Annotated in this window: 11 protein-coding genes; 5 read left to right on the top strand and 6 right to left on the bottom strand. The window is 41.6% G+C overall.

The features are described from left to right. Positions 1-125 precede the first annotated feature (125 nt). Both GO009_RS04465 and GO009_RS04460 read left to right on the top strand, forming a co-directional pair. Positions 126-2,774 (top strand): TonB-dependent receptor, encoded by a 2,649-nt coding sequence (locus tag GO009_RS04465; RefSeq protein WP_163625012.1) that lies wholly within the window; start codon positions 126-128, stop codon positions 2,772-2,774. A 97-nt stretch (positions 2,775-2,871) separates the two neighbouring features. Next, a complete protein-coding gene (locus tag GO009_RS04460; protein WP_163625011.1) occupies positions 2,872-3,309 on the top strand; it encodes a hypothetical protein in 438 nt (145 codons plus the stop codon). A 50-nt stretch (positions 3,310-3,359) separates the two neighbouring features. On the opposite strand, the gene GO009_RS04455 is transcribed toward GO009_RS04460, so the two are convergent. The 4 genes from GO009_RS04455 to GO009_RS04440 all read right to left on the bottom strand — a co-directional run bounded on the left by GO009_RS04455 (position 3,360) and on the right by GO009_RS04440 (position 5,712). After that, the gene (locus GO009_RS04455; protein ID WP_163625010.1) at positions 3,360-3,761 is read right to left on the bottom strand and encodes a JAB domain-containing protein; all 402 of its coding nucleotides are present in this window, start codon (positions 3,759-3,761) and stop codon (positions 3,360-3,362) included. Between the two features lie 97 nt (positions 3,762-3,858). After that, positions 3,859-4,182 (bottom strand): type II toxin-antitoxin system PemK/MazF family toxin, encoded by a 324-nt coding sequence (locus GO009_RS04450; protein WP_163625009.1) that lies wholly within the window; start codon positions 4,180-4,182, stop codon positions 3,859-3,861. Then, positions 4,173-4,418 carry an AbrB/MazE/SpoVT family DNA-binding domain-containing protein gene (locus GO009_RS04445; RefSeq protein ID WP_163625008.1) on the bottom strand — a complete coding sequence of 82 codons (246 nt, stop codon included), beginning with the start codon at positions 4,416-4,418 and terminating at the stop codon, positions 4,173-4,175. The genes GO009_RS04450 and GO009_RS04445 overlap by 10 nt, the downstream gene beginning before the upstream one ends. 256 nt (positions 4,419-4,674) lie before the next feature. Then, complete coding sequence (locus GO009_RS04440) at positions 4,675-5,712, bottom strand: endonuclease/exonuclease/phosphatase family protein (protein ID WP_163625007.1); 1,038 nt, start codon at positions 5,710-5,712, stop codon at positions 4,675-4,677. 101 nt (positions 5,713-5,813) lie between these two features. Between GO009_RS04440 and GO009_RS04435 the strand changes: the two genes are divergently transcribed. Next, positions 5,814-8,549, top strand: coding sequence for a carboxypeptidase-like regulatory domain-containing protein (locus tag GO009_RS04435; RefSeq protein WP_163625006.1), 2,736 nt, complete (start codon positions 5,814-5,816; stop codon positions 8,547-8,549). An 11-nt stretch (positions 8,550-8,560) separates the two neighbouring features. Then, entirely contained in the window at positions 8,561-9,925 is a 1,365-nt protein-coding gene (locus GO009_RS04430; protein ID WP_163625005.1) for a DUF5689 domain-containing protein, read from the top strand. A 4-nt stretch (positions 9,926-9,929) separates the two neighbouring features. Here the strand turns inward: GO009_RS04430 and GO009_RS04425 are convergent, their stop codons facing one another. Both GO009_RS04425 and GO009_RS04420 read right to left on the bottom strand, forming a co-directional pair. After that, positions 9,930-10,460 (bottom strand): lipid-binding SYLF domain-containing protein, encoded by a 531-nt coding sequence (locus tag GO009_RS04425; RefSeq protein WP_203532340.1) that lies wholly within the window; start codon positions 10,458-10,460, stop codon positions 9,930-9,932. 97 nt (positions 10,461-10,557) lie between these two features. Next, positions 10,558-11,172 carry a DinB family protein gene (locus GO009_RS04420; RefSeq protein ID WP_163625003.1) on the bottom strand — a complete coding sequence of 205 codons (615 nt, stop codon included), beginning with the start codon at positions 11,170-11,172 and terminating at the stop codon, positions 10,558-10,560. Between the two features lie 277 nt (positions 11,173-11,449). Here GO009_RS04420 and katG point away from each other — a divergent pair, with 277 nt between their 5' ends. Beyond that, a complete protein-coding gene (katG, locus tag GO009_RS04415) occupies positions 11,450-13,678 on the top strand; it encodes a catalase/peroxidase HPI (protein ID WP_203532338.1) in 2,229 nt (742 codons plus the stop codon). Positions 13,679-13,684 lie beyond the last annotated feature (6 nt).

Below are 13,684 nucleotides of genomic sequence, written 5' to 3'. Positions count from 1 at the left end.
CAGTTAACTTTATTTGTTAATTTAGTGTTAACTATATTTGCCCGATTTTAACTTTGACTTAATCGCAGAGTGTCAAAAATGAATCACATTTGCAGGGCTAATTAAACACTTAAACACTGAATTAAATGAAAAGAATCTACTTGGCTTTTGTGGCTATTTTTGTTTCCGCAATGGCATTTTCACAAGGAACTCTTACTGGTACTGTAGTTGACGGCGAGCTTGGCGGTCCGCTTCCAGGAGCCAGCGTTGTTGTTAAAGGTACCTCTAATGGTACATCTACAGATTTTGATGGAAACTTTACTTTGGAGGTAAACCAAAGTTCGGGAACATTGATTGTTTCTTACATTGGTTTTATTAAAAAACAGGTTGAATTTACTTCAACAGGAAATCTCGGAACAATTGAATTGTTGCCAGATGCACAAGAATTGGGAGAAGTTGTTGTAATTGGTTCGGGTATTATCGACCTTGAAGAAGACAGAAGTACACCAATTGCTGTAACCACAATTAAAAGAGACGAAATACAAGCTGTTTCTGCTGGTAACGTGGAATTCCCTGAGGTAATGAAAAATGTTCCTTCTGTATATGTTTCCAACCAAACAGGTTTTGGGGATTCACAAATGTTCTTGAGAGGTTTTGATCAAACCAACACGGCCTTCCTATTGAACGGACAGCCCATCAACGGCATGGAAGATGGAAGAATGTACTGGTCCAACTGGGCTGGTATGGCAGACATTGCCAATGCAGTTCAGGTACAAAGAGGGCTTGGCTCTTCCAAATTGGCCATTTCATCAGTAGGAGGTACGGTTAACATCGTTTCTAAAGCTACTGAAAAAAGAGAAGGCGGTTTCGGTCGCTTCATGGTTGGTAACGACAGTTTCTTTAAGACAACCGCTTCTTACGATTCAGGAATCAACGAGAATGGCTGGGGATTCTCAGTAATGTTAGATCATTGGCAAGGTCAAAGAAAGTTTGCTGAAGGAACTAAAGGACAAGGTCAGAATTATTTCTTCTCTGTGGGTAAACTTATTGGAGACCATAACTTCAACTTTTTGGTTTTTGGTGCCCCACAATGGCACATGCAGCGTTGGTCACAGCCTTTGGAAGTTGTTGAAGCCAAAAGAAAATACAATCAACACTGGGGATTTGATGAAGGTGAATTGGAGTCTGAAAGAACGAACTTCTACCACAAGCCAGTCATGAACTTAAACTGGGATTGGGATATTTCAGATAAATCAGACCTTTCAACAGTGCTTTACGCCTCTTGGGGTCGTGGTGGCGGAACTGGACCAAGAGGTAATAGTGCTCTAAGATTACCAGATTATCCTGTTGCTGGAGGAATAGATGGACAAATTGACTATGCTGCAACACGCGAAAGAAATGCTCAAGTAGGTATCGGTGGTGATTATAGTGCACCAAATGGAGCTGGTTATATCCGTCGTGCTTCTATGAACAATCACCAATGGTATGGAATGGTATCTAACTTTAGTCACGACCTTAACGACAATCTTAGTTTTAACGTTGGTGCCGATTTCAGATTCTATACAGGTGACCACTTCAGACAAGTAGCTGATTTTTATGGTCTTTCCGGATGGTCTAACGACAGGCCAGATGATAGAGTCGTTACTGAATCTTTTAGTATAAACCCATGGAAAACCTTGACAACATTTGCTGATGAAGATGAGAGGATCAACTACGATTACTCCGAAGATATTAACTATCAGGGAATGTTCGGACAGGTTGAGTATGCTGAAGAAGCATTCTCCGTATTTTTTCAAGGAGCAATATCTAACCAATCGTATCAAAGGGAAGATAGATTCGCTACGGACATCAATGGTAATCAGACTACCCAAACATCCGGCAAGGCTAACAAGTTTGGATACAACGTGAAAAGTGGTGGAGCATATAACTTTGACGAAAAAAACACTGTATATGCCAATGCAGGTTTCTATTCCCGTCAACCTTTCTTGGATAATATTTTCTCAGGTACAGCTGAGCTGGCTGATCCAGAAGTTGAAAATGAAGAGATTACAGGCTTGGAAATTGGATATAAATTCAATACATATGATTTCCAATTCACAATTGATTTGTATAGGACAGAATGGGCTAACAGATTTATAGCCAATGGTAACAGTATTATTGATATAGCTACTGATGCAGAAGTAGATATTAACCGTGAACAAACAGATGTAACACAGTTGCACCAGGGTGTTGAGCTTACTGCACGATGGAGAGCGGCACAAGGATTGATAATTGGGGCCTATACTTCTATTGGAGACTGGGTATACTCTGGAAGCACTCCTTACAGAACAAGAGATTTTAGGGATAATACATACTTCACCAATGCTCAAATTGATGATTATACCGATCAAAATGGTGACCCACTTCCAGCAAACTTCTTTGATGGAAATGTGAATCTTGATGGAGTTGAGATTAGCAATGCACCTCAGTTTGCCATGGGTCTTAACGCTGACTATGATTTTGCAAATGGATTTGAGGTTGGTTTGGATGTAAACCACTTTAGTAACCTATATGAGTTCAATGATGTAGCTGATGTTGTTGCCGAAGGAAATTCTTATGAAACCTCAAAGTTGGATGCTTACACGTTATTTGATATGACAGCAGCATACACATTTGACTTTGGAACAAACAAAATGGAATTAAGAACAAACGTTTACAACTTGTTCAATCATGCTTATTTGAACCAAACGGATGCCTTCGGTGTTTTTTATGGAAACGGTCGTACTTTTAATGCAAGTGTGACTTACAGGTTCTAATCGTTATACAGAAACATAAAATCAAAAGCCCTTCACTTTTCGAAGGGCTTTTTTTATGCCCAAAATTCCGTACTTTTAAACACACAAACTATACCTAATGGAAATTATCAAGAACCTACACTCTTATTTGGCCTATGTGGTGTTGGCCGTTTTAGTTATTGCCGTAATCAATGCCATAGCAGGCTGGTTGGGCAAAAAGGACTTTACCATGCAAAAGGACCTACGTGTTAGTCTATTTGCACTTATTTTAAGTCATATTCAACTTTTGGTCGGACTATTGCTATACTTTATATCCGGTAATGGTCTTAAAGCCATTCAAACTTTGGGAATGAGCGGATTAAATGCCCCAGCACGTTTATTGGCCGTGGAACATCCATTTATCAATATTATAGCTTTGGTGTTGATAACCATTGGTTGGTCCCGTCACAAAAAATTCATGGAAAGCGAGAAAAAGTTCAAGACCATCTCCATTTTCTACGGACTTGGATTGCTTTTGATTTTGAGCCGTATTCCTTGGGGGCAGTGGTTTGCATAATGTCATTCCCGCGAAAACAGGAATCTTCTCCCTCAATAATTATAAATGCCTTAAATGGTCACGTAATTTAGTTCCGTGATTATAATGTGGTCCAGCAGCTCTATTTCCAATATAGCAGCAGCTTTTTTCATGCGATCTGTAAACGCTATATCAGCCTCGCTGGGCTCCAATTTTCCTGAGGGATGATTGTGGCAGAGGACAATCTTATGGCATTGCTTGGCCGCTGCCAAACTTAAAACCTGCACTGGTGTTACAATATTTCGGTTGCTGGAGCCAATGGTCACAAGCTCAATATATTCAATATCATTTGCGGCATTGAGGCCAATGGTCCAAAAATATTCTTTTTGTCTGTGGATTTTGTTCTGCCGCCAAAGCACCTTTTGCATAATGCGGGCAATATCATCAGTACCAGATATGTGTTTGTCCTCGTCCTGGGGAAGTCTTACAGTCATGAGATAAAGATAGAAAATGTTTTGTTCAAAGGATTATTCAGATTCCTTGACCAAAAAAGATATGGGCGGGATAATAATCACTATAACCTTGTATTTTTTAGTCAACAAAGGTTTCTTTTATGACCTCTTTGCATTTTTCAATTTCTACATTGGTCAGGTTTTCAAAAACTCGGATTATTCTAGTTTTGTCAACTGTCCGAATTTGGTCAATGGCAATCATTCCTTTTCTTTTGTTATGTTTGATCGAAACCCTTGTCGGATATTTTTTTAAATTGGTTGTCATTGGAGCAAGAACTATTGTGTTCAGATATTTGTTCATTTCATTTGGCGAAATGATTACACAAGGTCTTGTCTTTTTTATTTCGCTACCAATGGTCGGGTCAAGGTTTACAAGAACGACCGAATATTGCTTTAAATCCATTCTTCAAGGTTTTCATCCTCGAATACATCATTCATCAGCAACTTGTCATCTCCATTTTCATTCATTTTTTTAAACTCTTTTTCCCAATTCTTTCTTGGTGAAGCAATTGGTTTGAGGATGATTTGTCCTTTTTCAAGAATCAGTTCCACTTTGTCCTTGATATTGTATTTTTCCAAAATGGTCTTGCTCAAACGAAGTCCTTTTGAATTTCCGATTTTGATTATTGATGCTTCCATAAGCTCTTAAATGTTATTACAAAGTAACTACTTTTTATTAAGGTTTCAAAATTTGTTCCAAATTAATGCCAATGGGCAATATCATTAGTGCCAGATATATGCTTGTCCTCGTCCTTGGGAAGTCGTACAGTCATGAGTTAAAGATATTAAATGTTTTGTCACCTTGAGCGCAGTCGAAAGGTAGGGAAAACATCTCGACTTTAGTTTATCCTGAACGAAGCCGAAAGACACGATGTGAAAGCTAACTCGAAATCCATCACTCCACCTCCTTCAACAAAAACAAATAAGCAGGAAAGTGGTCGCTATACCCTGCCGTATATGTACCGCCCGAATAGGTGCGTAACGGATATCCTTTAAACCTTCCTTTGTCCGTTCGCATGAATTGTGGCGCAAAAATGCCAGCTTTCCAGAAGGAGAGTGATGTTCTGTCTTCGGTCACCAAATTGGAAGTCATAAATAGTTGGTCGAACAAGTTCCATTTGTCCCGGTAGGCCAAAGAACCCACGCCTTTTTTAAACATGGCTTCCATTGGATTAAATAAACTCAAACTGTCCAATTTGCGTTTTTTACCCTTCGTTTTCAGTATTTTTTTCAAGCTGTCGTCGATTGGGTCATCGTTCAGGTCGCCCATAGCTATGATTTTCGCATCCAAATCCAATTCTTGAATAGAATCAATGATGCGTTTATTCAGCAGAGCCGCCCTTACCCGTAATGGTGAACTCTTCGCAGCCCCGCCCCTTCGGGAAGGCCAATGGTTTACGATAAAATGAATTTCTTCACCATCCATGTTGCCACCTACCACCAGTTGGTCGCGGGTATATTTTCTTTCGCTCATTTCATCAAAAAGCAGTAGTCTATGGCTTTTAAAGGACGATGGAATAAATGATGCCTTTTTATAAAGCAGCGCAACATCAATACCACGCGCATCGGGTGAATCAAAATGAATGATGCCATAATCTTTCTCTCGTAGATTTGGGTGCTGCACCAAATCTTCCAGCACATCCAAATTTTCAACTTCACAAAGCCCCACAATATCTGGAGAGGTTTTGGAAGTTTCAGCACCGATTTCAGAAATTACTTTGGACAGGTTTTCAACTTTTTTAAGGTAACGTTCCTGAGTCCAATGGTAACGTCCCTCGGGAGTGCGGTCATCATCAAAAGTGAGTGAATCATTTACCGTGTCGAACAGGTTTTCACAGTTGTAAAAAGCAATCGTTCTTAAGCTGTATGTCTTGGACTTTTGCCCATAAAGTGAGGTCGATATTAATACAAGTAGGCATATTAATAATCGCATTTTATTTTGATTTTGTAGCTAAAATATGTAGAATTGTTCGCTTTTTCGCAGTTTGTACAGCAATTACAACCCCTTTTTTCTTAATTAACCTAGAATAAGCTATGAGGCTAGCCATAGTAGTGGCCGTGCTTTGTTGTTGTAAATCGCTGTGTGCGCAACAAAGTACTCGAATTACAGGACAATTGATGGAAAAGGGTTTGGATGCACCCATCCCGAATGCAACAATAATTCTTGAAAACACTTCCCAAGAATTTTCAACAGACACCAATGGCGAATTTGACATCAATGTGTCTCAAACAGGAGAGCAAATGCTCCGAATATCTGCTCTGGATTTTATTTCGAAGCGGTTTTCGGTCTTTTTGGAAGGTAATCCGATTGATTTAGGGATAATTTATCTGGAAAGGGATATTGCTCACGAACAAACGGATAATTTGATTTCACTTACCGATGGCGATTTGTCCGACGATTTTGAATCCATTTCCAGCTCGATGGGATTGTTGCAATCCACACGTGACATATTTCTAAATCGTGCCGCGTTCGATTTTGGACAGGCCTTTTTTAAGGTACGAGGTTATGATTCACGAAATGGTCAAGTGTTGATGAACGGTGTGCCCATGAACAAATTTTTTGATGGCAGGCCGCAATGGAACAATTGGGGCGGGCTGAATGATGTGGTTCGAAACCAAGAATTTACCAATAGTCTCACGCTGAACCCGTACACCTTTGGTGGAATTTTGGGCAACACAAACATCAACACCCGTCCTTCTGGAATGAGGCCTGGATTACGCTTGTCTTCATCAATGTCCAATCGTACCTATCGCGGCAGGCTGATGGCGACCTATAATTCAGGAGAAAAAGCAAGTGGTTTGGCCTATTCGGTATCTGCTTCGCGAAGATGGGCCAAAGAAGGGTTTGTAGATGGAACCTTGTACGATGCCTACTCGTTTTTTGGAGCTATGGAGTATCAATTCAACCCACAAAGCAGTATCACATTTACTGCAATGTTGGCACGTAATCGACGAGGGCGTTCCTCTGCTATGACCGAAGAGGTTTTTGATTTGATGGGTGGTCAATACAACCCGTATTGGGGCGAGCAAGACGGTAAAATTCGCAACTCAAGGGAGCGGGAGATTTTTGAGCCCTTGTTTCTGCTCAATTACTCCTTGGACAAGAAAAAAATCAATTGGAATGTTGGCGTTGCTTATCAAATAGGAATCAATACAAGAAGTCGACTTGGGTATTACAATGCGCCGAATCCCGACCCGACATACTACCGCTATTTGCCCAGTTACCACATCAACAGTTCCATTGGTGCTGATTTTATCAATGCAAACTTGGCAAAAGAAGCATTTTTGGAAGATCCACAACTCGATTGGGGGCAACTGTACACTGCGAATGCCAACAATGGCGAAAAAGCAGCCTATTTACTTTATGATGATGTAGCCCACAACACGACTATTTCGGGCGCTACCAGTTTTAATTACAAATTGAGTGATTTCATTCAACTTGGCTTTGGTGGAAATTACAAAACCACGACATCCGAGAACTTTGCCGAGATACTAGATTTGTTGGGAGCCACATACCACGAGGATATGGACACCTTTTCCAACACTTTGAACAATGTTGATGGAGAACTACAGAAGGCCGAAGGCGAAAAGTTCAATTACCACTACAATTTGGATGCCTCGCAGATGGAAGGTTTTGCGCAAGTACAATTGACTTCTAAGAAGTGGGATGGTTTTGCATCGGTTATGTATTCCAGTTTCAATGTGCAGCGCAATGGATTTTTCAAAAACGAACGCTATTTGGAAAACTCCTTTGGAACAGGCGAAAAAGTATCATTCTCCAACTTGGCTTACAAAGGAGGATTCACTTACTTCTTAACGGGTAGACATTGGTTTACGGCCAATGCAGCAATGGTGGAACGGCCGCCCATCATTCAGAATATATTCATCAATCCACGGGAAAACAACGAAATAGTTCCCGAGCTTCAAAAAGAGGTCGTAAGCAGTGTGGATTTGAGCTATTTCGTCCGTTTACCCAGCTTAATGGGGAGAATCAGTGCATTTTACACACGGTTTCAACATACCACGGACATTAATTTCTTTTTTGTGGATTCAGGACTCGGCTCCGATTTTGTACAGGAAGTAATCACGGGATTGGACAGGCTTCACAAAGGTATCGAGTTTGGGTTCGAGTACGAAGCATCGTCCAGTGTAAAATTGACCGCCGCCGGAAATGTAGGCCATTATGTGTATGCCAGCGACCCATCCGTTCAAATCAATTTTGATACAGCAGGCGCCGAGGAAGATCTTATTGCACCAGAAGGAAACATAGATTTAGGCATTGCCACGCTCAAGGATTTAAAACTGGCCCAAGGACCGCAAATCGCGCTAGCATTGGGAGTTTCTTACCGCGCCCCAAAATATTGGTGGATAAGCGGGACCACCAATTATCTCACAAATAATTATAGCAACATTTCCACCATTACCCGAACTTCCAGTTTTTTGATGGACCCCGAAACAGGCGAACCATTTCCCGATGCTTCGGTAGAGAATGTTTCCAAATTGCTTAAGCAAAACAAACTGGACGATATCTATTTGCTCAATCTGGTCGGGGGTAAATCTTGGCTGATAGATGGCAAGTACATCAGCTTCTTTGCCAGTATCAACAATGTTTTTGATACGGTTTTCCGCACTGGTGGCTACGAGCAGAGCAGAAATGGAAATTTCGGGCAATTGAAACAGGATAACCAAAGCGGTTCTCCCTCCTTTGCCCCAAAATATTGGTACAGCTACGGAAGAACCTATTTTTTGAATTTGGCCATAAGCTTTTAATCACACTACTTATGAAAAATTTATTTTATAAAATATTTGGAACCATCACTTTGATGACGCTTTTATGTTGTGTTGATGGCAGAGAGTTTGATGAAATTGAGGGGAGTTGTACAGCCGATATTTTGGCCAATATAACTTTTGCAGAGTTGGATTCATTGGTTCAAGATGGTGTAATACAGATTCATGAAAATCTGGTCTTGGAAGGCTACGCAATCTCATCCGACCGAGCGGGGAATTTTTTTGGTGTGCTTTACCTGCAAGATGCATTGAGCAATCCATCAAAAGGAATTCAACTGGAAATGGATTTGAGGGAATCGAATTTACAATTTCCAGTAGGCAGCAAAGTCTTGGTAAAATTGAAAGACCTTTATATAGGCAAAAAAGGAAGCAATATTCGAATTGGCAGTGTTTTCTCATCTTTCGGAAATCTTTCGATAGGCAGATTGCCCAAGGGAAAAGTTTTCGAGCATCTTTTGGTTTCTTGTGATGGCGAGGGCGTTCCAGAACCAGTGAGTGCAACCATCACAGAATTGGACAGTTTGCCATCAAACATATTGGTGCAATTGGAAAATATTGAATTTGCTGAAGAAATTTTGAACCAAACCTATGCTGTAGCCCAAGAAGAAACCCAAAGAACACTAATGGATTGTGAAGAAAACAAGATTACACTTATAAACAGTGGCTATGCCGATTTCCAAGCCGAACCATTGCCTGAAGAAAACGGTACGATTACCGCGATTTTGACCAAAGACGGTAAAACTCCACAACTTATAATTAGAACCTTGCAAGATGTAAACTTTACCGAAGAGCGTTGCCCAGAGGTTATCACCGAGTTCACATCCAATCAAATTTTTATTTCCGAATTGGCCGACCCGGACAACAATTCCAGCGCCCGGTTTGTGGAACTCTACAATTCAGCTTCCGAACCGTTGGATTTGAACTTATGGACTCTCCGAAGGTATACCAATGATAATACAGAAGTAAGCTCCACTATCGATTTATCTGGTTTGGTTATTGGTGCTGAGAGCACTTTGGTCATTTCACCAAAAGCAGAGGAGTTTGAGCTGGTATACGGATTTGCCCCCGATTTAGGTGTGTCGACCAACAGCCCTGCAGATTCCAATGGCGATGATAATCTGGAACTGGTAGACCCTTTCGGAAAAGTAATAGATGTGTTTGGTGTAATAGGGGAAGATGGTTCGGGAACCAATCACGAATTTGAAGATGGAAGAGCGATTCGTAACCCGGATATTTTGGAAGGCAATCCAACTTTCACTTTTGGTGAGTGGACCATTTTTAACGATTCGGGCGAAGCTGGCACCACAGATTTACCCCAAAAAGCCCCCGAGGATTTTACCCCAGGGGTTAGGGATTAAACTTTTAAAAAGCCTTATAACTAAATTTTTGTCCACCTACCGATGCATCTGCCATCAATCCTGCTTTGGGCAGGGCAAAAACGGCCACCCCATCTTTGTATTTTGCATTAAAGGCAATACCGGACTTTAGGGCAACAGCAGAAGTTTCAGCGGCAAACTGGAACTTTTCGGTTTTAAATCGTTGCAGGTCTACATCTGTTTCAAAGAAAATAACCTCAATAATGGCCTGTCCGCCAGCTTGTAGGCCAATATTCAACTTTTTAAGGTCGGCCATGCCTACGGCATCTCCATTTTCATAAACTACCCCATTGCCCGATGCACCACCTATAATAAAACCACCTTTCCCAACATTGGGAAAAATGACATATCCGGCAGAATTGTCAAAAAAGCGCTCCAAACTTGGACTTGTTTCCAAAAGGGTGGTTTTGGCCTTTTGGGCGTCCTTCATTATTTTCTTGTCCTTTTTATTTTGTGCTATGGCAATGGTAGTGACCAAAAGAAAGGTTGCCAAAGCAAAGGTTTTAATCGGTTTCATAGTGTTTCTGTTTTTAAGTTCATTCAAAATTAAATGAAGAACCCCTTCCATTTTGGAAAGGGTTTGCCAATTAATGTTAAGAAAAGTATATAACTTGTTACTCTATTTTTGGAAAATCTTCGTCTTTCATCACCTCTTCCATTTGAAGTACGTGCCTTTCCATATGCCCAGCAATAAAAACAATAAGCTGTACACCATCTATAGTACCAAAAGGCAGATCGCTATTGTAACGGTTTCTCAAATCGTCGTTCGTTGTTTTAACATATTCCATAAGTTCGCTTCTGGTAGAAAGCAATGCTTCCAAAGTCTCCTCAGCAGAACCAAATTTTCCACTTGGTTCGAACGGTTTGGAGGTCTTCACCTTTTGGCTCCTGTCCGCCACCATGGGCATAATTTGTTCGTCTTTAAAAACTAAAGAATCCTTAAGTGCTGGGTTTGGACCCTCTTTAACACTTTTGTGTACTGTTTGGACAAACATCTTTTCGGTCAAGGCAAGGTGTTCCACACATTCGGCAATGGACCATGATGTTGGGTCTGGTTTATAGTGGAACTGTACATAGGTAAGACCATCCAATACCTTATTCATATGTTCTCTTGTTTCCGTTAAATGTTTGATCATCATTTTTCGGTCTTCTGTACTAAGCTTTGTGCTGGAGTCCTTGGAAAAACTTAAAAGCACTAGGGCAACTAAAGGAAGGATTAATTTTTTCATGAGTTGTGGTATTTATTGATTTTGTTGTAAATTATTGGTTCATAATGTATTAAAATTAATAGGAATTAAATAGAACGAAAAATAATTTCAAAAGTATTATTTGAATGCTTTATATCTTTTGAAAAAAAGTCACAGCAATTGAAAGCAAACCACAGAACAGTTAAATAGATTAAGATTATGTTATAATAGTATTTTAATATTAATCATCTATTCTTTTGATTGCTGTTTTTGTATTTTTATGTGTCAGTAAAAATCTAATTTAAAACAATATACTATCATGAGTAAAGAATTGGCAAATGGTGCAGATGAGGGCGCCTGTCCTTTTTTGAACGGAGAAATAAAACAAGTGGCCGGGAGTGGTACACAAAATGAAGATTGGTGGCCCAACCGACTTAAATTGGAACTTTTAAGCCAGCATTCGGAAAAATCCAACCCGCTGGGAGAGAAATTCAACTATGCCGAAGAGTTCAAAAAACTGGACTACGCAGCACTTAAAAAAGACCTTTTAAAGGTTATGACCGATTCGCAAGACTGGTGGCCTGCCGATTTTGGCAGTTACGCCGGTTTGTTCATCCGTATGGCATGGCACAGTGCCGGTACGTATCGTTCGGGAGATGGTCGTGGCGGTGGTGGCCGTGGTCAACAACGTTTTGCTCCCCTTAACTCTTGGCCGGACAACGTGAGCTTGGACAAAGCCCGTCGCCTGTTGTGGCCCATCAAGCAAAAATACGGTCAGAAAATATCTTGGGCAGACCTTATGATATTGGCCGGAAACGTTGCCTTGGAATCAACCGGATTCCGCACTTTTGGTTTTGCCGGTGGCCGTGAGGACGTTTGGGAGCCAGACCAAGATGTATATTGGGGAAGCGAAAGTGAATGGTTGGCCTTAAGCGATACGCCCAACAGTCGCTATTCGCACAACAAAGAAGAACGCGATTTGGAAAACCCCTTGGCCGCAGTTCAGATGGGATTGATTTACGTAAACCCTGAAGGACCTGACGGAAATCCTGATCCCGTAGCTGCTGCTCACGACATTCGAGAGACCTTTAAGCGAATGGCAATGGACGACGAAGAAACCGTAGCCCTTATTGCTGGGGGACATACTATCGGTAAAACCCACGGTAATGGCGATGCAGAATTGGTGGGAGTTGACCCCGAATCAGAAGATTTGGCATTGCAAGGTTTGGGATGGGTCAATAAAAATGGTTCAGGGAAGGCAGGTGATGCCTTTACTTCTGGACTTGAGGTGACTTGGACCTCCACACCGGTACGTTGGAGCAACGATTTTTTCCAATTCTTGTTTAAATATGAATGGGAATTGACCAAAAGTCCCGCAGGGGCACACCAATGGGTGGCCAAAGATGCCGAAGCCATCATCCCTGATGCTTTTGGCGGTCCCAACAGAAAGCCTACCATGTTGACCACCGACTTGTCGTTACGTTTTGATCCGGCCTATGAAAAGATTTCACGTAAGTTCTTGGATGATCCACAAGCTTTTGCCGAAGCTTATGCCCGTGCTTGGTTTAAATTGACCCACCGTGATATGGGACCACGTTCCCGTTACCTTGGGCCTGAAGTACCAAAAGAAGAATTGAATTGGCAAGACCCCATTCCAGCGGTAGATTACACCTTGGTTGATGCCTCCGATATAAAAGCCTTGAAAGCAAAAGTATTGGATTCCGGTCTTTCAATTTCCGATTTGGTTTACACCGCTTGGTCGTCTGCGTCCACCTTCCGTGGTGGTGATAAGCGTGGTGGTGCCAATGGTGCACGTATCAACTTGGAACCCATGAACGGTTGGGAGGTAAACAAAGACACAGGAAAAGTTATAAAATCGCTTAAAGCCATTGCAGACGAATTCAATAGCAAAGCCAGTGGAGGAAAGAAAATTTCTTTGGCCGATATGATTGTCTTGGCCGGTACTGCCGCAGTTGAAAAAGCTGCTAGCGATGCCGGTGTTCCAACCGAAGTGTCTTTTGCGCCAGGGCGTAACGATGCCCGCCAAGATCAAACCGATGTTGAGGCCACTAATTACTTGGAACCTAAATACGACGGTTTCCGTAACTATGTGAAACAAGGCGTAAAAGTGCCAGCCGAGCATTTGTTGGTGGATAAGGCCCAATTGTTGACCCTTACCGCGCCCGAGATGACCGCTCTTGTAGGTGGTTTGCGTGTACTGGGGGCCAACTTTGATGGCTCAAAGCACGGTGTACTTACCGATAAAGTAGGGGTTTTGAGTAACGACTTCTTCGTAAACTTGCTCGATATGGCCACAGAATGGAAAGCCGCCAACGATGAAAAATCGTTGTACGAAGGCCGTGACCGTGAGACTGGTGATCTAAAGTGGACCGGTACCCGTGTGGACTTGGTATTTGGTTCCAATTCCATTTTGCGTGCCTTGGCCGAAGTGTATGCTTCTAAAGACGGCAAAGAGAAATTCGTAAAGGATTTTGTAGCTGCTTGGACCAAAGTGATGAACCTAGACCGTTTCGATTTGAATCAGTAAACCCCA

It is taken from the genome of Allomuricauda sp. TY007 (assembly GCF_010468565.1).
In the GTDB taxonomy this organism is placed as follows: domain Bacteria; phylum Bacteroidota; class Bacteroidia; order Flavobacteriales; family Flavobacteriaceae; genus Flagellimonas.
The sequence above is the reverse complement of the archived record's forward strand: the minus strand, read 5'-3'. Positions and strand labels throughout refer to the sequence as shown.